Origin of the sequence: uncultured Nostoc sp. (assembly GCF_937863485.1) — a bacterium.
Lineage (GTDB): Bacteria > Cyanobacteriota > Cyanobacteriia > Cyanobacteriales > Nostocaceae > Nostoc.
Window position 1 is genome coordinate 18,628 of record NZ_CALMFY010000106.1, and the last position, 21,773, is coordinate 40,400.

11 protein-coding genes and 1 pseudogene are annotated in these 21,773 nt (G+C 44.5%); 8 read left to right on the forward strand and 4 right to left on the reverse strand.

Annotation, left to right across the window (positions count from 1 at the left end; translation table 11 throughout):
- Nucleotides 1-215: 215 nt before the first annotated feature.
- Nucleotides 216-686 (reverse strand): GAF domain-containing protein, encoded by a 471-nt coding sequence (locus Q0541_RS14375; RefSeq protein ID WP_298911382.1) that lies wholly within the window; start codon nt 684-686, stop codon nt 216-218.
- 837 nt (nt 687-1,523) lie between these two features.
- On the opposite strand from Q0541_RS14375, the gene Q0541_RS14380 reads away from it, so the two are divergent.
- The 8 genes and pseudogenes from Q0541_RS14380 to Q0541_RS14415 all read left to right on the forward strand — a co-directional run bounded on the left by Q0541_RS14380 (nt 1,524) and on the right by Q0541_RS14415 (nt 17,385).
- Nucleotides 1,524-3,296, forward strand: a complete 1,773-nt coding sequence (locus tag Q0541_RS14380) for a ShlB/FhaC/HecB family hemolysin secretion/activation protein (protein ID WP_298911385.1) — start codon at nt 1,524-1,526, stop codon at nt 3,294-3,296.
- A gap of 140 nt (nt 3,297-3,436) precedes the next feature.
- Entirely contained in the window at nt 3,437-5,914 is a 2,478-nt protein-coding gene (locus Q0541_RS14385; RefSeq protein ID WP_298911387.1) for an S-layer family protein, read from the forward strand.
- 70 nt (nt 5,915-5,984) lie between these two features.
- Nucleotides 5,985-8,423, forward strand: a complete 2,439-nt coding sequence (locus Q0541_RS14390) for an S-layer family protein (RefSeq protein WP_298911389.1) — start codon at nt 5,985-5,987, stop codon at nt 8,421-8,423.
- 150 nt (nt 8,424-8,573) lie between these two features.
- A complete protein-coding gene (locus tag Q0541_RS14395) occupies nt 8,574-11,120 on the forward strand; it encodes a CHAT domain-containing protein (RefSeq protein WP_298911391.1) in 2,547 nt (848 codons plus the stop codon).
- A 188-nt stretch (nt 11,121-11,308) separates the two neighbouring features.
- Nucleotides 11,309-12,217: pseudogene (locus tag Q0541_RS14400) on the forward strand (DUF928 domain-containing protein).
- 272 nt (nt 12,218-12,489) lie between these two features.
- Nucleotides 12,490-15,267: a CHASE2 domain-containing protein gene (locus Q0541_RS14405; RefSeq protein ID WP_298911393.1), complete on the forward strand. Its 2,778-nt coding sequence runs from the start codon at nt 12,490-12,492 to the stop codon at nt 15,265-15,267.
- Nucleotides 15,264-16,565 (forward strand): response regulator, encoded by a 1,302-nt coding sequence (locus Q0541_RS14410; RefSeq protein ID WP_298911395.1) that lies wholly within the window; start codon nt 15,264-15,266, stop codon nt 16,563-16,565. Before Q0541_RS14405 ends, Q0541_RS14410 begins: the two co-directional genes overlap by 4 nt.
- Nucleotides 16,566-17,028: 463 nt before the next feature.
- Nucleotides 17,029-17,385: a hypothetical protein gene (locus Q0541_RS14415; RefSeq protein ID WP_298911397.1), complete on the forward strand. Its 357-nt coding sequence runs from the start codon at nt 17,029-17,031 to the stop codon at nt 17,383-17,385.
- A 108-nt stretch (nt 17,386-17,493) separates the two neighbouring features.
- On the opposite strand, the gene Q0541_RS14420 is transcribed toward Q0541_RS14415, so the two are convergent.
- The 3 genes from Q0541_RS14420 to gap all read right to left on the reverse strand — a co-directional run bounded on the left by Q0541_RS14420 (nt 17,494) and on the right by gap (nt 21,535).
- Nucleotides 17,494-18,498, reverse strand: coding sequence for a transaldolase (locus tag Q0541_RS14420; RefSeq protein ID WP_298911399.1), 1,005 nt, complete (start codon nt 18,496-18,498; stop codon nt 17,494-17,496).
- 155 nt (nt 18,499-18,653) lie between these two features.
- Nucleotides 18,654-20,084 carry a pyruvate kinase gene (gene pyk / locus Q0541_RS14425; RefSeq protein ID WP_366941880.1) on the reverse strand — a complete coding sequence of 477 codons (1,431 nt, stop codon included), beginning with the start codon at nt 20,082-20,084 and terminating at the stop codon, nt 18,654-18,656.
- Between the two features lie 407 nt (nt 20,085-20,491).
- Nucleotides 20,492-21,535 carry a type I glyceraldehyde-3-phosphate dehydrogenase gene (gene gap / locus Q0541_RS14430; RefSeq protein ID WP_298911402.1) on the reverse strand — a complete coding sequence of 348 codons (1,044 nt, stop codon included), beginning with the start codon at nt 21,533-21,535 and terminating at the stop codon, nt 20,492-20,494.
- Nucleotides 21,536-21,773 lie beyond the last annotated feature (238 nt).

Sequence of the window (21,773 nt, forward strand, 5' to 3'; positions counted from 1 at the left end):
CGGATTGCTATAAGTTGCATTTACTGTTACTTACAGTTTAATCAATAGAGGAATCTGACTTGATTCTTGGTAATAAAAAATAAACTAGTACGCTACGGCGGAAATAGAGCAACCATTTAAAATCCCTAAAAAGCCCATTCCATAATACTTTTGACTTTTGATTTTTGATTTTGACTTCCGCCTTGCGGTATTAGGCATCCGTTTAGCTACTCCTGTTAACTAACGATTTTCCCGCTAATGGCCTCTCCAATCTCCATCAGTGTCTCTTCCTCTTCCGGAGTAAATTCGTAGGAAATCGGCTTGGCAATGCCCAAGGTACCATGCAATCGGCCATTCAGCATAAGCGGCACCGTGATCGAGCCTTTTACCTTGGTTTCTTTTGCCGAGGGTCTAGCCACTCCCAATTCGTCGGTTTGCAGGTTGCAAATCTGTACGGGTCGCTTGCGTTCAGCGGCGACACCGGCCATCCCTTTGCCGATAGGAATTACCGTCATTTTAGGCAACAGGAATTCCGGAATGCCTTGGTAAGCCTTTAGGTGCAACAACTGGCTGTCCTGATCGAGGGTATGGATGGTACCTGTAGAGCAGTCGAAAGCGGCCAGGATTTCGGTCAGCAGTCCGTTCCAGTCGATGGCAGACCCTTCGTCAGCCAAGGGAGCAAAAATGGATTTGGTATCTGAAGTCATAGTGGTGGGAAATGGGGTCAAATGAACAATCGATGCTGTTGGCAAAGTCAAAAGTAGACAAAGTAGACAGGTATCCGGTAGAGTGTTACCCTAAGATTACCTGTGTAGTAAGTGTTTCAGCATTAGCATAATTTTCTGTACGGTTGCTCATTTCACCCCTCTTCTCTATGGAAGACGCCAAGGGCAAACGACAAATTTATATACGAGTATTTACGGGGATAATCACTACTCACATTTATCTTTAATCTACGCATTATATTAAAAAGCATTATTTATTCTTACTAGGCAAACTCAGTATAAATTACATTTAAATACTTGTTATTACTTTTTGTCTAAGTATAAATATTTATAACAAAAATAATCTTATCTCAAAGCCTGACAAAGTAATATTAACTCTTTTAAACAATTATACGTATTATTTTTGAGAGCTTTCAGTGCTATTTTTAACTTTATTAATTGAATTACTGCTGTTATTTTTATTTTTTCAGTGTTTACAGAGTCTATTAATTTACCTTTGTTTTAAGTAAAATAACTGAGAAATAATTCCTGCATAAATTAATTTAACTAGTTTTTAATCAAAATTATATAAACTTAAAAGTATAAAAAATTTAATTTACTCAAGTAATAACAAGCACACGCTTTATTCATAGTTGTGCTTTATGAAGTGGAGAAGGCAGGATGTAAACGGTGAATATCTGGAGCCTTCCTACTATGTTGGTAAAGATTTATCTTTACTTACCACATGGTTAAAAACTGGCGTTAACTTTTTTTATATGTAGTTATAAAGTTGACATTCACTTTTTCAAATGCAAGAAATTAATAAAATATGGATAAAGCATGGCTATCATCAGACCGACACAAACACTAAGCACATCTCTAAATTTTCTCGTTAGGCTAAAATCTCTGACGTTTGTTCTAGCAGGAGTATTATGCAACTATCAGGATGTGATGTCTACGACGGGCTACGCCTACGCCCAAACTCCTGCTCCTCAGATGTATCGGTTAGAAGATGTTCCTGTTAGACCCTTACGGTCGGATGTATTGCCGCCATCAGATAATAATCAATTACTTCCTCCTCCAAAACTACTAGAGCAACCAATTTCGGGACAGAATGATCCTAATGCCAGATTTCAGGTTGATCGCATTGAAGTAGTTGGCAGTACAGTTTTCAAACCAGAACAGTTGACTGCTATCACAGCTCCTTTTGTTGGGCGGGAACTGACATTTATCGAGCTGTTGCAAGTCAAAGATGCGATCACGAAACTCTATGTTGATCATGGCTATGTAACCACGGGGGCGTTGATTGTACCGCAGACAGTAGAAGCTGGGGTGATCAAAATTCAGGTGATTGAAGGTAGTCTGCAAGAAATCAAGATTATCGGCAATAGGCGATTGCGTACCCAATACATTCGCGATCGCATCCTACTTGGTGCCAAAACACCCTTGAACGTGCCGCACTTACTAGAAAAACTACAACTACTCCGCCTTGATCCGCAGATTCAAAACCTGTCAGCCGAGTTGCAAACGGGTGTGCATCCCGGAACTAGTGTATTGCTTGTCGAGGTTGAAGAAGCTAATACCTTTAAGCCAACAGTAACCCTAGATAATGGGCGATCACCGAGTGTGGGCAGTTTTCGCCGGGGAATAGATTTGCAAGAAGCCAATTTACTGGGCTTGGGCGACACCCTCAGCGTCGGATACGCCAACACCGATGGCAGTAATACAATCAATCTCAATTACACACTGCCGATTAATGCCCGCAATGGCACTGTATTCTTTGGTTTTAACCAGGGATGGAACCGCGTTATTGAAAAACCATTCAGCGTCCTTGATATTCAGTCAAACACCCGGTCTTACGAATTGGGCTATCGCCAACCATTGGTGCAAAAGCCAACCCAAGAGTTGGCGATCGGGCTGTCATTCTCACGTCAGGAAAGCCAAACTGAGTTGGGTATTGATAATATTGGGCCATATAAATTGTCACCCGGTGCGGATGCGAACGGAAAAACCAATATTTCTGCCCTGCGCTTTTTTCAAGAATATACCCAGCGAAGTAACCAGTATGTATTTGCTGCGCGATCGCAATTTAGCTTTGGCGTAGATTGGTTCGATGCGAATGTCAGTCAGGATGAACCAGATAGCCGCTTTTTCGCTTGGCGGGGACAGGCGCAGTGGGTGCGACAGTTAGCACCGGACACTCTATTTTTAGCTAGGGGCGATTTCCAACTAGCAGCAGATTCATTAGTGCCCTTGGAGCAATTTGGCCTTGGTGGACAGCTAAGTGTACGGGGCTATCGCCAAGACGCATTAATTACAGATAATGGCATGTTGTTGTCGGCTGAATTCCGGTTGCCCATTATTCGTGCTCCCAAGATTGGCGGAGTGCTGCAACTGACACCCTTCATTGACGTGGGCAAAGGCTGGAATGTCAAGGGCGAAAATCCATCGCCGAGTCTGTTGGTTGGTACCGGGTTAGGGCTGTTGTGGAAACAGGGCAATAATTTCTCAGTCCGTCTGGATTGGGGCATTCCTTTGACATCAGTCGAAGGTGACAAGCGATCGCTCCAGGAAAATGGGTTGTACTTCTCAATAGGTTATTCACCGTTTTAATCCAACAAGCTACTTCAGTAGTGCTGGGTGCTGAGAGAGTTATCAGTCCTGAAGAAGCACTCATTGCTCGGCACTGTTTTGGTGAATGTTAAGAGCAATTTAGGGAACCCTACTTATTAAGTATAAATAGAAACTGGACAATGCAAACGACCTCTGTTGCTTTGGGTTTGGTAAATGGAATATTGACAGCTGGGATGCTCCTCGGGAGCGGCTTTGCCAATGCCCAGGTGACTCCCGACGCCACCCTGAACACCATCGTCTCCCAAAGTGGTAATAACTTCACCATCACTAACGGTAGTGCCGCAGGTAGTAATCTGTTTCACAGCTTTCGTGAGTTTTCTGTTCCTACCGGTGGTTCAGCCACTTTTAATTTAATCAACACGCCCAATATCTCCACCATTTTCAGTCGTGTAACTGGGGGTAGTATTTCCCAGATTGATGGCGTAATTAAAACGATTAATAGCAGTAATCCCGTCAGTCTGTTTCTGTTCAATCCCAGTGGAATTATTTTCGGCGCAAATGCTCAATTGAATATTGGCGGCTCGTTTATTGGGACAACTGCCAACAGCATTAAATTTAGCGATGGTGCTGAGTTTAGCGCAATTGGTTCTCAAGCCGCCCCGTTGTTGAGTATCAATGTTCCCGTTGGTCTGCAACTGGGCAGCAATCCTGCACCAATAACGGTTCAAGGTACAGGACACTCCTTGACCACGACCAATGCATTGGCTCTGCTTCCCATCACTCGGATTCCCAGTTCTACAGAACTGTCGGTACAGCCTGGAAAAACCCTAGCCTTGGTGGGTGGGAACCTAGATTTGAATGGGGCAACTCTGAGAGCCGAACAAGGGCGAGTAGAATTGGGCAGTGTGGGTAGCACAGGGCTGGTCAGCTTGATGCCAAGCGCACAGGGCTATACGTTGGGGTATGGAAATGTGCAACGCTTTGGCGATATTCATCTGGCACAGCGATCGCTATTAGATATCAGCGGGGTGAATGCAGGTTCTGTGCAAGTTCAGGGTCAGCAAATTCAATTCACCGATGGCTCTCTAGTGCTGGCGCAGAATTTCGGCAATCTCCCTGGTGGTGACATTCGCTTTCAGGCTACGGAGGCAATTGATCTGATTGGTACAACACCCGATGCTAAGATTAAAGGCGGGGTGCGTAATGAAGCCTTTGGCATTGGAGCTAGTGGGAACATCAGCGTCATTACTCCCAGGCTGACCCTCAAGCAGGGAGCGGCATTAAATAACTTAACATTCGGAGTGGGTCCCAGTGGCAATATCCAGATCGAGGCAATGGCGATTGATATATCTGGCTTCTCACCCATTAATCCCGGTGTTGCTTCCAACATTAACACTACCACGCTAGGCACTGGGAACGCTGGTAATGTTTTTGTCAATGGTAATAGTCTACTGGTGTCTAGCGGTGCCTCACTGTCTTCGGCTACCTTTGGCAGTGGCTCTGGCGGTAAAGTGACGATTCGCAACACCAACACCACGGTGACGGGAGAAAGCCCCTCCGCAGTTTACAGCAACATTAGCTCAATTGCATTTGCAACCGGAAATACCAAAACCTTGACACTAGATACTGCCAAATTGCAAATTCTGGATGGGGGAGTAGTTGCCGCCACCGCATTTTTTGCAGGTAATGGGGGAGATTTGAACATCAACGCTACCGAATCGATCGCAATCAGTGGTCAAAGTCAGACAAATAATAGCAGCATTAATGCGTCCAGCATCCGACTCGATCCGTCATTGCGGCAGCGATTCGGTTTGCCAGATATGCTAACAGCTAATGCAGGTACTGTGAGCATTACCACACCGAACTTAACGCTGACGGATGGCGGGACAGTCAGTGTTACCAATCAAGGCAGTGGAAATGGTGGCAATATTAACATCAATGCAGATACTATCCAATTAAAGAATAAAGGCTTTATCCAGGCCCAAACAGAATCCGGTAATGGTGGCAATATTACTTTACAAACCAAAAACCTGTTGTTTCTACGAGGCAATAGCCTGATTACCTCAACAGCTGGCGGTAATGGTAATGGGGGTAATATCACCATCAATGCACCGATCATTGTCGGATTAAATAACAGTGATATTATTGCTAATGCAGTGCGAGGTCGTGGTGGTAATATTCAAATCACTACCCAAGGCATCTTTGGTCTGAAATTTCGTGACCAACTCACACCAGACAATGATATTACTGCAAGCTCCCAGTTAGGTGTGAATGGTAATGTGCAAGTCAATACCATTGGTATCGATCCAAATTCCGGTTTAGTGCAACTCCCAGCGAATATAACTAATCCATCGCAGCAAATAGCCACTGGTTGTTCTACAAACCAAGGCAGTCGCTTTGTGGCAACAGGACGGGGTGGTGTGCCGCAAAATCCCAATCAGCAAATAACGAGCGATCGCACCTGGGACGATGTGCGAGATTTATCTGCTTACCGAAAAACTGGCAATGTCACTCCCCAAACGCATGTATCACCAAAGGTTCTCGTTGAAGCCACTTCTTGGTACCGTAACGCTGATGGCAAAATTGAATTAATAGCGGCTCCATTTCCTACCTACGTGCAGCAATCATTAACCTGTGCTGCTTCAGCTAAAAGTTAACTACAAATAAGGTTAGCAACAATTCCATTTTGGGAAACCTAACTACATAGCTCAAAATGGAGACGGGGTGATGAGAGTAATTTCTGCTAGGTTCAGTTTGATCGGTGGAATGTTAATATGTGGGATTTGGAATAGTTGTGCAAATGCTCAAGTAATTACCGATGGAACTCTCAATAGCACAGTATCCCAAAGCGGCAATAACTTCACCATTACCAACGGCAGTCGTGTCGGCAACAACCTGTTTCACAGCTTCAGCCAATTCTCTATTCCTAGCAATGGTTCTGCATTCTTCAACAATGCCGCAGATGTGCAAAATATTTTTAGTCGTGTGACTGGGGGCAGTATTTCCCACATTGATGGTTTAATTACAGCCAACGGTAGCGCCAATCTTTTTTTACTTAACCCTAATGGAATCATTTTTGGTGCTAATGCCCAATTAAATATACGCGGTTCATTGATTGCAACGACAGCTAATAGCATCAAATTTGCTGATGGGAGTGAATTTAGCGCCATTAATCCCCAAACTAACGCATTATTAAGTATCAATGTTCCCATTGGACTGCAACTAGGTAATAATCCATCAGCGATACAAGTCCAAGGTACAGGACATTTAGATATCGAGAGCGATTTTGCTCCTGTGATTCGCAATCCTAGCCCAACAAGATTGCAAGTACAGGCGGGAAAAACTTTGGCGTTAGTGGGTGGTAATCTGAATCTGAATGGCGCTACCCTGAGTGCCGAAACAGGGCATATAGAATTAGGTAGTCTGGGAGGTGCAGGATTAGTTAGTTTAGTGCCAACCACTCAGGGATATAAATTAGAGTATGGCAACGGGCAAAGCTTTAGTGACATTCAACTAGCACAAAAGTCACTATTAGATGTCAGTGGGGTAAATGCGGGTTCAGTTCAGCTTCAGGGACGAAATATTCGCTTGAGCGATGGTTCGTTAGTTTTAGCGCAGAATTATGGAAGTCTTCCTGGTGGAGACATTCGTTTTCAAGCATCAGAAGCCATCGATATCATTGGTGGAACATCTGCTACCACAAATCCGGGCGGGATTCGCACTGATACCTTGAGTATCGGAACTGGTGGGAATATAAGTATCATCACTCCCCGGTTAACACTCCAACAGGGTTCAGGGATACAGAACTCAACATACGGAGTAGCTGACAGTGGCAATATTCAGATTGAAGCGGCAGCAATAGAGATGTCCGGCTTCTCACCCCTGAAGCCCATTGCGACAAACATTGTCACTGGCACATACGGTACTGGGTCAGCAGGTGATATCTCTATTAATGGGGATAGATTAATAATGTCTGGTGGAGCTTTATTGACTTCATATACATATGGCAGTGGCTCTAGTGGTAAAGTGACAATTCGCAATCAAGATACCACAGTTATGGGGAAAACCCCTTTTGAAATTGCTAGTAGCATTAGTATCAGTAGCTTTGCGACCGGAAATACAAAAGATTTGATCCTAGATACTGGGAAGTTACAAATCTTAGATGGAGGAGCAGTTGGTTCATTAGTATTTTATACTGGGAATGGAGGAAATGTCAGCATTAATGCTAGGGAGGAGATCGCAATTAGTGGTGTCAGTCCTAACACTTACAGTAGCCTCGGTTCATCTGTCATCCGTTCAAGTCCACTACTACTTAAGTTATTTGGCTTACAGGATGTACTGACGGGAAATGCTGGTAATGTTAGCATTACTACACAAAATTTGACACTCAAGGATGGCGGTATTGTAAGCGTTACCAGCCAAGGTAGTGGAAATGCTGGCAATCTCAACATCACCGCAGATCGCATCCAATTAAAAAATCAAGGCTCAATCCAAGCACAGACAGAATCTGGTAAAGGTGGCAACATCGGCTTACAAGTTGGTAAGTTGTTGCTGATGCGCGATCGCAGCAATATTAGTGCTACAGCAGGCGGTAACGGTAATGGAGGTAATATCAATATCAATGCACCTATTATCGCCGGATTAGAGAACAGCGACATTATTGCTAATGCGGTGAAAGGTAGGGGGGGTAATATTCAAATCAGCACACAAGGGCTTTTCGGACTGAAGTTTCGTCCCCAACTGACATCAGAGAATGACATCACTGCTAGTTCCCAATTTGGGGTTAGCGGCACGGTTCAAGTCAATACCATTGGCATTGATCCAAATTCTGGCTTAGTCGAATTACCAGCAAATGTAATTGATCCATCTCAGCAAATTGCCACAGGCTGCGCGGGTAGTGAAGGCAGTAGCTTTGTGGCAACAGGACGGGGTGGTGTGCCGCAAAATCCTCTTCAGCAAGTGACGAGCGATCACACTTGGTCTGATATCCGCGACATCTCTGCATACCGGAAAACCCAGAAAGTACAAGCACAAATACCCCAATCTCCTAAGGTTCTCGTCCAAGCTACTTCTTGGCGACGGAATGCACAGGGGAAAATTGAGTTAATTGCGGCTCAATCAGCCCATGTAGAACCATCTTTAACCTGTGCTGCGGTGTCAAATTAATCAGTGGCGACGTTGGATAATGCATATTTCCTTTTTGGAGATGTCTAATAGATCCAAGTCATAAGTTGGGCAATATAAGTTTACTCATTCTTTAAGCACTTGTGCTGTGACTGATTTTTCAAAAGCTGTTATGAATCTTAGTAATTACTTATGGCTTTCCGAATTAAACAAACTCATTGGCTATATGTCAGCCTCAGTATTTTAGGTTTGTGTTTAGCATTTACCATTACACCTGTAAAAGCATCTCTACCAGTAACAACCACAGTTCTTTCTTCTTCCCAGCCTACCAATTGGCTAGAACAGGGACGGAACCTCTACCGTTCAGGACGCTTTGTAGAAGCAGTGACAATTTGGCAAACGGCAGCACAACAGTACCATACCCAAGGCGATCGCCTCAACGAAGCTCTAAGTTTAAGTTACCTCTCACTAACACAACAGGAACTTAATCAGTGGGAAGCAGCCAGTCAATCTATTGAGCAAAGTCTGAAACTATTGCAAACCTCTATTTCCTCTGCTGATGCAATTCTCTGGGCACAAGCACTCAATACCCAGGCAAATTTGCAATTGCACAATGGCAAAGCTGAAACTGCCCTCGAAAGTTGGCAGCAAGCTCAAAAATATTATGAGCAGGCAGGTGACAAAATGGGCAGCTTGGGGAGTCAAATCAACCAGGCACAAGCTTTACAAAGTTTGGGATTTTATCGCCGTTCTAAAGTGCAGTTGGAGACGCTGAATCAATTGCTCTTAGCAATGCCAGATTCTGAAATCAAAATCAGTGGATTACGATCGCTTGGTTTAGCCCTACAAATGATTGGCGATGGAACAAATCAAGAGGTGTTGGAGCAAAGTTTAGCGATCGCTCGTAAAATTGAAGCCAAACCCTACTTGAGTTCTATCCTGCTGAGTCTGGGAACAACTGCCGTTGACTTGCAAGATCCAGAGGCGGCATTAGATTACTTTGAACAAGCAGAACAGCTAGCCACCAATCCAAGCGATGGCTTGCAAGCACGTTTAGCTCGTTTCAAACTTTTCCTCGACTACGATAAGCCTGAGTTTGCTACCCCATTGGCACCTCAACTACTACAACAACTTAAGGAACTGCCCCCCAGTCACACCTCCCTCTACGCAGCCATCAATTTTGTAGCCACCCTGAATCGGCGCTCAACTCCTGACCAAATCATACCCTTGAAAGACCTGGCGCAACTCATGGCAGTCACAGTCAAGTCTGCACAGCAAATCCAAGATGCTCAAGCAGAAGCTTACGCACTGCATCAGTGGGGAAAACTTTATCGTCGTACACAGCAGTTATCACAAGCACAGGAGTTAACTCAGAAATCCCTCGATATTGCCCGTCAACTCCAAGCTAACGATATCATTGCTCAATCTGCTTGGCAGATGGGACAGTTGGATAAACAACAGGGCGATCGCTCAAAAGCAATTAGTGCCTATACCGAAGCTGTCAAAGCCTTAAAGTCACTGCGAGGGGATTTGGTTGCCATCAACCCCGATGTTCAATTCTCTTTCCGCGAAAGTGTAGAGCCTGTTTACCGAGAACTAGTCGGTTTACTTCTAGATAATCAACCAAGCCAAGCTGCATTAGTGCAAGCCCGTGAATTAATTGAGTCACTCCAAATTGCAGAACTCGATAACTTTTTCCGGGAAGGCTGTTTAGATAAAACTCAGCAAATTGATCAGGTTGATCCGACTGCAACCGTCATTTATCCAATCATCCTGCCCGATCGTTTAGCAGTGATTCTCTCCAAAGCCGGGCAACCACTCGATTACTATATCACTTCTAAATCTCAAGCTGAAATTGAGCAAACTCTGGGCAATTTTTTAGTTGCTCTCAATCCTGTCTCAGATTCCAAAGACCGAAATCGATTATCCCAGCAAATTTATGATTGGCTGATTCGTCCAGCCCAAATCAATCAAGGATTCAAAGATACCAAGACCTTAGTGTTTGTTTTGGATGGCCAGTTGCGTAACATTCCAATGGCTGCCTTATATGACGGGAAACAATATCTAATCGAGAAGTATGCAGTCGCACTCTCACCAGGATTGCAACTTATGGCTACGCGATCGCTAAAGCAAAACAAAATGAATGCGATCGTGGGTGGTATTAGCGAATCTCGCGCTGGTTTTAATGCTTTGCCTGCTGTGGAATCAGAAGTTAAACAAATCTCAAAAGCGGTGTCGTCCTTTATATTGCTAAACCAGAAATTCACAAGTCAAGCCCTCGCTCAACGCGTGAAATCCAGTAATGCTGGTATTGTCCACCTAGCAACCCACGGACAGTTTAGCTCCCGCCTCGAAGATACTTTCTTGCTCACCTGGAATGGACAAGTCAACGTCAAAGAGTTGTCCGAACTCCTAAAAAATCGGGATGGTGATCCATCAAAAGCAATCGAGTTGCTGGTACTGAGTGCCTGTGACACAGCAACAGGGGACGATCGCGCTGTCCTTGGGCTAGCAGGTTTGGCTGTGAAATCTGGGGCCCGCTCAACCATCGCCACTCTATGGCCAGTTAAAGATAAGGCAGCTGCGATGCTCATGACTCACTTCTATGAGCAACTGCGACAACCCAAAATCACTAAAGCCGAAGCACTACGGCAGGCACAAATAAACATGATTCAACAAACTGATTTCCATGAGCCGTTTTTTTGGTCTGCTTTCGTTTTAGTTGGAAACTGGCTTTAATTAAGTAATAACACGTATTTACATATACGAAATTAATGTGTTTTTTACATGTTTTTATTAACAAATAGTCTATATTTTAGGAGATTTTACCCCATTATTACCGTGATTAGAGATATTCTATAAGTTACTTCCCACAGTCGCAATTAATGTATTTTGTATCACTTCTCAAGCAATTGAGGTATGACATTATGAAACGTCGATATTTAGCTAGTACATTGAGCCTTATCGCTCTAATTGCTAGCAGTGCCTGGACTAGCGCTAGTGCTGTGACATTTACCCCACCTGCAAAAAATAGCGCTCCTAGCCAAGCGACTGGGGGAGCTTCTCGCGGTAATATGTTTACGCCTGCCTCTGGCAAGGGTGCGCCCAGCCAAGCGACTGGGGGAGCTTCTCGCGGTAGTATATTTACGCCTGCCTCTGGGAAGGGTGCGCCCAGACAGGCGACCGGGGGAGCTTCTCGCGGTAGTATATTTACCCCTGCTTCCGGGAAGGGTGCGCCCAGGCAAGCGACTGGGGGAGCTTCTCGCACTGGTACTTACTACTTGAATCCATCGACTGTAGAAGCAAAAGGGCCAACAGCGCTAATCGCACTTCTGCCCCAAAGCTTCTATGGCACAACAGTGTCTGAACGTCCCACAATTCTAGTGTATCTCCCTGCTTCCAATGCCTAAGAAGCTGTGTTCAGCCTCAAGGATGAAGCTGGCAACATGCAACATCAGATGAACATTTCAGTTGTAGGGAAAACTGGGGTGATTGCGATCAAATTACCAGCTGATGCACCCGCTTTAACCGTTGGCAAAAACTACCAATGGTTCCTAGCACTCAAACTGGATGGGCAACTCAGTCCAAGTACACCTTACGTTGATGGTTGGATTGAGCGAATCCAACCCAGTGCTGATCTGGCAACCACAATGCAACAACAGGATGCGCTGAAGCGGGCGACTAGTTTGGGTAAAAATGGGGTTTGGTATGACTGTGTAGCAACACTTGCTGCACTGCACACCGCCCAACCTACCAATGCAACTCTCTCCAAACAATGGGAAGAACTTCTTTCCTCAGTTAGTTTGAAGGAGATTGTAACAGCACCGCTAATATAGCACTTCTCAATTGAGTCGGAATACAGACCTAACCCCCACCCCTTCCCTATAAGGGAAGGGGAGTAAATTCAAAGCCTCTGACGCCACGTGCTTCAAGTCGGCAGAGCCGCCCAACGCAGTGGCTCCTCCTTTTAGGAGAGAGGAATGGAAGTGGGGTCAAAGTCTATTAACGAAAAGCACTATAGCATCCGCTAACTAACATAATTAACAGGTGTTAGTGGGGCATTACTCCACTAACACTGACCAATATCAATGAACTGTATGGCACAAATATGTGGCGCAGATTTCAGACTTTCATCCAACGCACTCGCAGCGTCTTGATCATTAGTCCCAGTGTTGCTCTGACAGTTATTGTCGGCCAGTCGTTGGGGCTTTTTAATTTACCTGAATGGAAACTTCGCGATGAATGGGTTCGTTTGCAATCATCAGAGAAAATAGCCAATGAGATTGTGATTGTCACAATCGATGAGCGCGATATTCAATCGGTGGGTAAATGGCCAGTTCCAGACTGGGCATTAGCAGAATTACTCGATAAAATCCGGGCGCAACAGCCTCGATCCATCGGACTGGATCTCTATCGAGATTTGCCCGAAGGAAGTGGACATGAGCAACTCGGGCAAATTTTCCGCAGCACTCCCAATTTAATTGGAGTTGAGAAAATTATCGGTGAGCGCGTCAATCCGCCACCAGAATTGAAAAAAAGAGATCAGGTAGGATTAGCCGATTTGGTACTCGATGGCGATCGCTCTGTCCGTCGCGCCCTGCTCACAGCGGTGGATGCTAAAGAACAAAACACCATCAAAGCAGGGCTGGCAACCAGTGTAGCGCTCAAGTACCTCGAAGTTGAAGGGATTACCTTAGAAAGCATTGATCCCCAGCGGCAAAAGTTCCAATTGGGTAAGGAAATTTACCAGCCACTGCAAAATCAAGAAGCAGGTTATGCCGATGGCGATTTAGGAGGCTATCAAATTCTGCTCAACTGGCATGGAACGGATGCAGCATTTCACACAGTTACCATGCGCGATGTGTTAGCAGGGAAAATTCCGGCAGACCTGATGCGCGATCGCATGGTGTTTATTGGATCAATCGCCTCTAGTACCAACGATTTTTTCAGCACACCCTTCAGTTCCTCCTGGATATCTGCTCAAAAACCGACACCTGGTGTTGTTATCCATGCCAATATTGCCCATCAATTGGTACAAGGAGCTAAAACAGGAAAAGCAACCCTCCACGGCGTTTCCAGCATTTCTCTGTGGCTCTGGATTGTTTTGTGGTCTGTGATCGGTTCTACGAGTAGTTGGTGGTTAGCCAGTGCGCCTAGAAAGCTACAGATTCCAGGGGGCCAGATTCTTTGGATAACTGTAGGTATCAGTGGGGTCTGCCTGGGGAGTGCTTACGGGATATTTTTAAATGGGATTCTGATTCCGGTTACACCAGCCTTAGCCGCGTTCATCAGCAGTGTAATTGCGACAATGAATGCCTATAAACAGCAGCAGCTAGAAGAAGCGAATCGCCAACTGGAAATTGCCAACGATCAACTATTAGATTATTCCAAAACCTTAGAGGCAAAAGTCGAAGAGCGAACTCATGAACTGGTTGAGGCAAAGCAGGCTGCCGATGCCGCTAACCAAGCAAAAAGTGAGTTTCTTGCAAATATGAGCCATGAGCTACGGACACCGCTCAATGGCATCCTTGGTTTTGCACAGCTACTAGAGCGATCGCCAAACATGACAAACAAAAACCGCGAAGGAATCAATATTATCTCTCAATGCGGGACGCATCTTTTGATGTTGATCAATGATATTCTCGATATCTCAAAAATTGAAGCTCGGAAATTGGAATTGGTAGCAACTGCTGTGCATCTGCCGACCTTTTTACACGGTGTTACCGAGATTTGTGGGATCAGAGCCGAGCAGAAAGGGATTACTTTTAATGTCTTAATCAGCGATCGCCTTCCCCTTGCCATTGAAGCGGATGAACAACGGCTGCGACAAGTATTGATTAACTTGCTAGGCAACGCGATCAAATTTACAGATATCGGTAGTGTGACGTTCAAAGTAGAGGCACTGGAGACTGGGCAAGATTCTTCCCAATCCCCAACCACCAAGATTCGTTTCCAGATTGAAGATACAGGTATTGGTATGTTACCAGACCAATTAGAGAAAATCTTTTTGGCCTTTGAGCAAGTGGGTGAAGCAGGGCAGCGATCTGAAGGTACTGGCTTGGGATTGGCCATCAGTCAAAGAATTGCAGCATTGATGGAGAGCCAAATTCAAGTGCAGAGTCGCTTGGGTGAAGGAAGTATATTTTGGCTAGATTTGACAGTTCCACTATCACTTTCCCATGACTGGCATGAACAGGCGATCGCCCCAACCCAGCATTCGATTACCAGAACTTCGGGTAGTGCGCCTCTGGTTCTGATTGTCGATGACGATCGCAATCACTGCTCCATATTGACGAGTCTGCTGCAAGAAATTGGCTGTCGAACCTTGGAAGCAACCGACGGTAAACACGGGCTACAAATCGTAAAAGAATGCAACCCGGATGTGATTCTGCTCGATTTAGCCATGCCCAATATGGATGGTTTTGAGCTAATGATTCACCTGCAATCTGATCCAAAAACCCGTTCTATTCCGATCATCGTCTCTAGTGCCAGTGTATTTGAGGAAAATCGGCAGCGGAGTTTACAAGCAGGAGCAAAAGCATTCCTGCCTAAGCCCCTCCAGGTTGACGAACTATTCAATACACTGCGCTCGGTGCTAGAAGTTGACTGGAGCTATGCCCAATCTCCACCTCAGCAGTCATCTCCCAAAGCTGAATTACCCAATAACGAATGGGTTCTGCCATCGCAAGATGTTTTACAACAACTTTATCATCTGGCAATGATGGGCGATATCGCGGCGATCGAGAAAATGTTAGAAGAGTTAATTGCACAAAACAGCCAGCTAGCTCCTTTCGTAGTTGAGTTAAAGAAACTCACTGTCAATTTTCAAACCGGACAAATACGTAAATTTATAAAATCATTTGTAATAATGGAGTCACGACAATGATGGCTGATTCTCTCTCGAAGCCAATACATATCCTTTTGGTAGATGATAATCCAAACAATCTCAAAGTGCTATCAGAAATGATTCAGGGATATGGCTGGAAAGCACTCATGGCAACGAATGGAGAGTCGGCGATCGAACAAACAGAATATGCCCTTCCCGATCTGATTCTCTTGGATGTGATGATGCCTGGTATTGATGGATTTGAAACTTGCCGCAGGTTGAAAGCCAATCCTATCACTCAGAATATTCCAGTCATTTTCATGACTGCCCTATCCGATTCTAAAGACAAGGTGAAAGGATTAGAAATTGGCGCAGTTGACTACGTTACCAAACCCTTCCAGCAGGAAGAAGTCATTGCCCGATTAAAGTTACACCTGAAAATCTCCCATCTCACATATACCCTAGAGCAAAGGGTACAAGAGCGCACCGCAGAATTAACCCAATCTCTACAGCAGTTACAACAAACCCAACTACAACTGATCCAAAGTGAGAAAATGTCTACTCTGGGACAACTTGTTGCAGGCATTGGTCATGAAATTAATAACCCGATTGGTTTTATTGAAGGAAATTTCTCCTATATTACAGAATATACAAATAATCTTCTTCACTTGGTCAACCTCCAACAGCAGAAGCTACCGCATCCAGAACCAGAAATTGAAGAACTTCTCAATCAAATGGACTTTGAGTATCTAGCAGAGGATATTCCAAAATTGCTAGCATCAATGCGCCAGGGTATTGACCGCCTTAAGGGCATCAGCCTTTCTCTGAGAACTTTTGCTCGCTCAGATATTTCATCTAAGATGGAGTTTCAGATTCACGAAGGGATTAATAGCACCTTAATGCTATTGAAACACCGATTGCAAAACAAAGGAAACCACCCGGCAATCGAGGTTATCACCCAATACGGTAAGTTACCTCCAATCAGTTGCTATCCCGGACAGCTAAACCAGGTCTTCATGAATATCATCGCTAATGCCATTGATGCATTGGATGACCTCAATCAAAACCACTCTTATCAAAAGATTACTGCTTGCCCAAACACTATCACTATCACTACATCAGTTAATTATCAGCAAGAAACCGTCATAATTTGCATTCAAGATAACGGCCCCGGGATGCTTCCTGAGGTACAAACTCGAATTTTTGAGCAATCTTTCACAACTAAACCTGTAGGCAAGGGAACCGGGCTTGGATTAGCTATCAGCTACCAAATTATTGTTGATAAACACAATGGACAAATCGACTGTTTGTCAATTCCTGGTGAGGGAACTAAGTTTATTATTACTTTGCCGATTTAATATTTGATATCGAATTTATTACCTAAACTCAATCTACTGCCTTTTTAAATATTTTATAATACTTTGCAGATTGGGAAAAGTTACATTTTGCTAAGGAGTATCCCAAATGTGTAAAAACATAATTTGTCATAGTGAGCAAAATACAGTCAAGCAAAGCGATCGCAAAGTCCAGATGAAGTGAATTGTAACATTTGGCTACCCTGTGGGAACGCCAAAGGAGTACGCTTTATTTGCAATTGACGAGTAACAATTTTGGTAAATTTGCTTGCATTGAGATGCTCTCTTTTCTAGAAACTAACTATTTATATACATAGTTTGTTTTTATTTACAATTATCCATAAGACTGAAATGGTAATACAGAATTTCATCCCAAATTAAGTTTAAAAAAAAGTTATGAGCGATAATTCTCGGACTTTAAGGTGTTTAATAAAGTTATTACCAAAAGTCTAGTAGAAGCAAAAACATGAAAGGTTTCAGGAAGTTATCCTCAATAGCACTATTGCTATGTGCCTTTGTGTATCCGCCCTCATTAGCTGAAGCAAAGGATATTTCTTTAAGTAATGTTCACAATGAACAGAGCGCTGCACCAGAGGCTAACCTAGTTGGAGATAAAACCGGAGAGCTTTTAATTGCTCGACGGTGGTTAAGACCACACAAAAGTTTCCGACGACGGCAGATTATCCGACGACGGGAGCGTTTTGGAGGATACGATAATATCCGACGACGGGAGCGTTTTGGAGGATACGATAATATCCGACGACGAGAGCGTTTTGGAGGATACGATAATATCCGACGACGGGAGCATTACCGAGGATACTAGATTATCCGACGACGGTATTGATGACTGCTGATCCAACTAAGCCAATTGTTAATGGTTAGTGGTTATTAGAATAACCACTAACCATTAAATAATGACTATCGTTACGTTCTAATGAGCTGCTACTACTTCTCCTTCAAGGCGAACGAGTCGGTCTGCCAAAAGTTTTTCAAGGTCTTCTAGTGCCTTGGTGAAACCTTTGATGCCCTCATCTAGTTTGTCAAATGCCATGCGGTCAGCAGCGTGCATCTTGTCAAAGGTAGCTTTGTCAATGGATATCTTTTCAATTTCCAAGTTTGCTACCTTGGCGGGGTCAAGTTTGCGTGGCAGTTCTCCAATGGTTGCCTGTAATTCACCCAAAAGTGACGGCGAAATTGTCAACAAATCACTACCTGCAAGTTCAGTAATTTCACCAAGGTTACGGAAACTAGCTCCCATAACTTCGGTTTTATAGCCGAATTTCTTGTAGTAGTTGTAGATTTTGGTGACAGACAAAACTCCTGGATCTTCGGCTGCTGGGTAGCTATCGCGTCCGGTATCTTTTTTGTGCCAGTCGAGAATCCGACCAACGAAGGGAGAAATTAGGGTAACACCAGCATCTGCACAGGCGATCGCTTGGTGAAGACCAAACAATAAGGTAAGGTTACAGTGAATACCTTCTTTTTGCAGGATTTCTGCTGCACGAATGCCTTCCCAGGTAGAGGCAATTTTAATTAGCACGCGATCGCGGCCAATTCCAGCGGCTTTATACTGAGCAATTAATTCCCGTGCCTTAGTCAGGGTAGCTTCGGTATCATAGGACAAACGAGCATCCACTTCCGTAGACACACGACCGGGAATGATTTGCAAAATCTTTAATCCAAAGGCTACTGCCAAACGGTCAAAAGCTAGAGAAACTATCTCTGCTTGGGTGGCTTTGCCTCCAGCATCTTTCTTCGCCTGGAGTAAAGTTTGATCGACAACTTCCTGATATTCCGGCATCTGCGCCGCAGCAGTAATCAAAGAAGGATTGGTGGTGGCGTCTTGGGGTTTGAACTTTTCAATTGCCTGAATATCCCCCGTATCCGCAACCACGACAGTCATTTTCCGCAATTGTTCCAGTAAACTCTTAGACATAAAATACTCCGTGATGAATGTTACAGGATTTACTTATTCCCCAGTTCTTTACACTCTCTACTATTCCTTCAATTCTGATTCTGGCAATTTTTCTAAATCATTGCCCAATTTTGCTTACTATCTTGAGCCACATCCACAGCCTTATTCTAAGTGCCTTATGCCGAAATTGGCTGTCCAATGGAATGCACTTTGATTAAACTAGTTGTTCCTGATTTACCAATTGGAACGCCAGAGGTAATCACTACTTTATCGCCCTTATTCGCTAGACCCATGTCTACAACTGTGTTTACCACATTGGTAAACATCTCTTCGGCATTGTGGACTGGTGGGATAAGTAAAGGTTCCACACCCCAAGAAAGCGCTAGCTGGCGATAAGCAGTAACGTCAGGAGTTAGGGCAATAATCGGAGAAGTTGGCCGATATTTAGACACCATTCTGGCTGTACTTCCTGAGGAAGTGTTACAGAGAATTGCCCGTGAGCCTGTTTCATAAGCGATGCGACATACGGATTCTGCCACAGATTCGGTGACGCTGAGACTGCCTGCTTCATGACACCAGGCATGTCTACTAGCCTCATCTAGAGCCTGTTCTGTCCGCACGGCGATATTGTGCATCATCTGGACGGCGGCGATGGGATATTGTCCGACAGCGGTTTCACCAGAAAGCATTACTGCATCGGTACCATCTAAGATAGAGTTGGCAACATCGGTTGCTTCGGCGCGGGTGGGGTCGGGGGCGCTAATCATCGACTCTAGCATTTGCGTGGCTGTAATCACCGGCTTGCCAGCACGATTGCAACGGCGAATAATATCTTTTTGAATTAGGGGTACTTCGTGAATTGGCACTTCCACCCCTAAATCGCCACGGGCAATCATAATCGCGTCGGCAACTTTTAGAATGGAGTCAAAGTTTTCTATTGCCTCTGCTCTTTCGATTTTGGCAATTAAGCGGATGGAAGCGCCAGCGGCTTCAATCATTCGCTTGGCGGGTTCTAAGTCTTGTGGCGATCGCACGAAGGACACCGCTACCCAGTCTACACCCAACTGAATCCCAAAGCGCAGATCCAGCAAGTCTTTTTCGGTGATCGAACTGACAGGTAAAGGAGTTTCTGGCAGGTTTACTCCTTTGTGCGTAGAAATTAACCCGCCAATTTTTACCTGGGCCCGAATGCGATCGGCATCACGATCGGTAACAATCAACTTGACACGACCATCATTAATCAAAATCGGTTCGCCTGGTCGCATCATTGCAAACAAAGTCGGCAATGGTAGGGGTAGTTCCTCAATAGTCTCACCCTTTTCTTGCAAAACAAAGGTAACTTCACTACCAGCTTCTAAATTTAACCCTTCCGGTGGTAAAATTCCCAAGCGAATCTTGGGGCCACACAGGTCTTGCATAATTGCGATCGGCTTTTGCTGCTCAGTACTAATCTGCCTGAGACAGTGAGCCGTTTTGGCGTGGAATTCATAAGCCCCGTGGGAAAAATTCAGCCGCGCCACATTCATTCCAGCTTCTACTAAGGCTTGCAACCTTTCAGGTGCAGATGTAGCCGGCCCAACAGTACAAATGATTTTGGTTCGACGCATAGGGATTGGGGGTTGAGGAGTAACTTGCAAATTTGGATGCTTGGGGCGATCGCTTAAAGCATCCAAATTTACACGTGCTTCATATCACTGGGTTGCTAAGTAAAGATACTAAATGACGTTTTCCTTTCCGGGTATTTACCATTTGACCCAAATCCCAAATTTGAGGCTGGGGACTGGGGACTAAGAATTTTAGATTTTAGATTTTGGATTTTAGATTGAAATTTATGTTTAATGTGAATCAGGCGGTGAAATCCTGATGTTGCCGTCGATTTTGTTCAAGCTATGTTTTGCTTAGACCCAGAAATCCTTATGGAACATAGGGCGTTTCTAATTCACATCAGGCGTAATTTAATCTAAAATCATCAATCCAAAATCCAAAATTGAATTGCCCCATATCCAACAACTAATCAAACCGCAGCAGCTGTCGGGGCGAGCTTTTCATTTTGTGACATAGACAAGATCAGGTCAATCACGCGATTCGAGTAACCCCACTCGTTGTCATACCAAGCAATTACCTTGAAAAAGTTGGAGTTCAACTCAATTCCAGCACCTGCGTCAAAGATACTAGAATGGGTATCGCCTTGAAAATCTGTGGAAACTACTTCTTCATCTGTGTATCCCAAAATGCCCGATAGTGAGCCTGCGGCAGCCTCCTTCATGGCAGCACAGATTTCCTTATAACTAGTAGCTTTGGCAGTTTTGAAAGTTAAATCAACTACAGAGACATCGGGAGTCGGAACTCGCAATGCCATACCAGTCAACTTACCCTTCAATTCTGGTAAAACCAGTGCTACGGCTTTAGCTGCGCCTGTGGAGGAGGGAATAATATTCTGGCTTGCACCTCGACCACCCCGCCAGTCCTTTTTGCTGGGGCCGTCTACAGTTGGCTGGGTAGCAGTCATAGCATGGACTGTGGTCATCAACCCTTCAGTCAACCCAAAGTTGTCATTGATCACCTTAGCTATGGGAGCTAAACAGTTTGTAGTGCAGCTAGCATTGGAGACAATAATATCCTTGCTGGGGTCAAACAAGTGATGATTAACACCCATTAGTAGGGTAGGAACTCTATCTGGATCTTTAGTGGGAGCGGAAATTACCACTCGCTTTGCACCTGCCTTCAGGTGGTTTGCGGCTCCTTGGTAATCAGTGAAGAGTCCCGTAGATTCCACGACATAATCTGCATTTAATTGTCCCCAAGGTAACTCAGCTGGATTTCTCACCGACACGCAAGGAATAAAATGCCCGTCAATGAGGATGCCATCTTCCTTGGCTTCAACCTTTTGCTTTAATTTGCCGTGGGTTGAGTCGTACTTCAACAGGTAAGCGAGGTTATCTGGTGGTACTAGATCGTTAATGCCCACAAACTCGATATTGGGGTTATCGATACCAGCGCGAAGCACAAGTCGCCCGATTCGACCGAAGCCATTGATACCAACTTTCAATTTAGTCAAGATTAAACCTCCCGTTGTGGAAGTTGAACAAAAGGAGAAAGTTAAAAGTCAATATAGATTGCCTTTTACTCTTTACTTTCTGATCCTGACAGCCTCGGTCGGCTAAAGGATATTTACTTGGCATCTTTTAAGGTTTGGGACATTGGGGATTAGGAATTGGGAAAACCCTGATTTAATTTACTACTTATCTGTTTGAGCTAATTGTTCGAGTTTTTACAAAGTCTGACAGGTTGTTAGA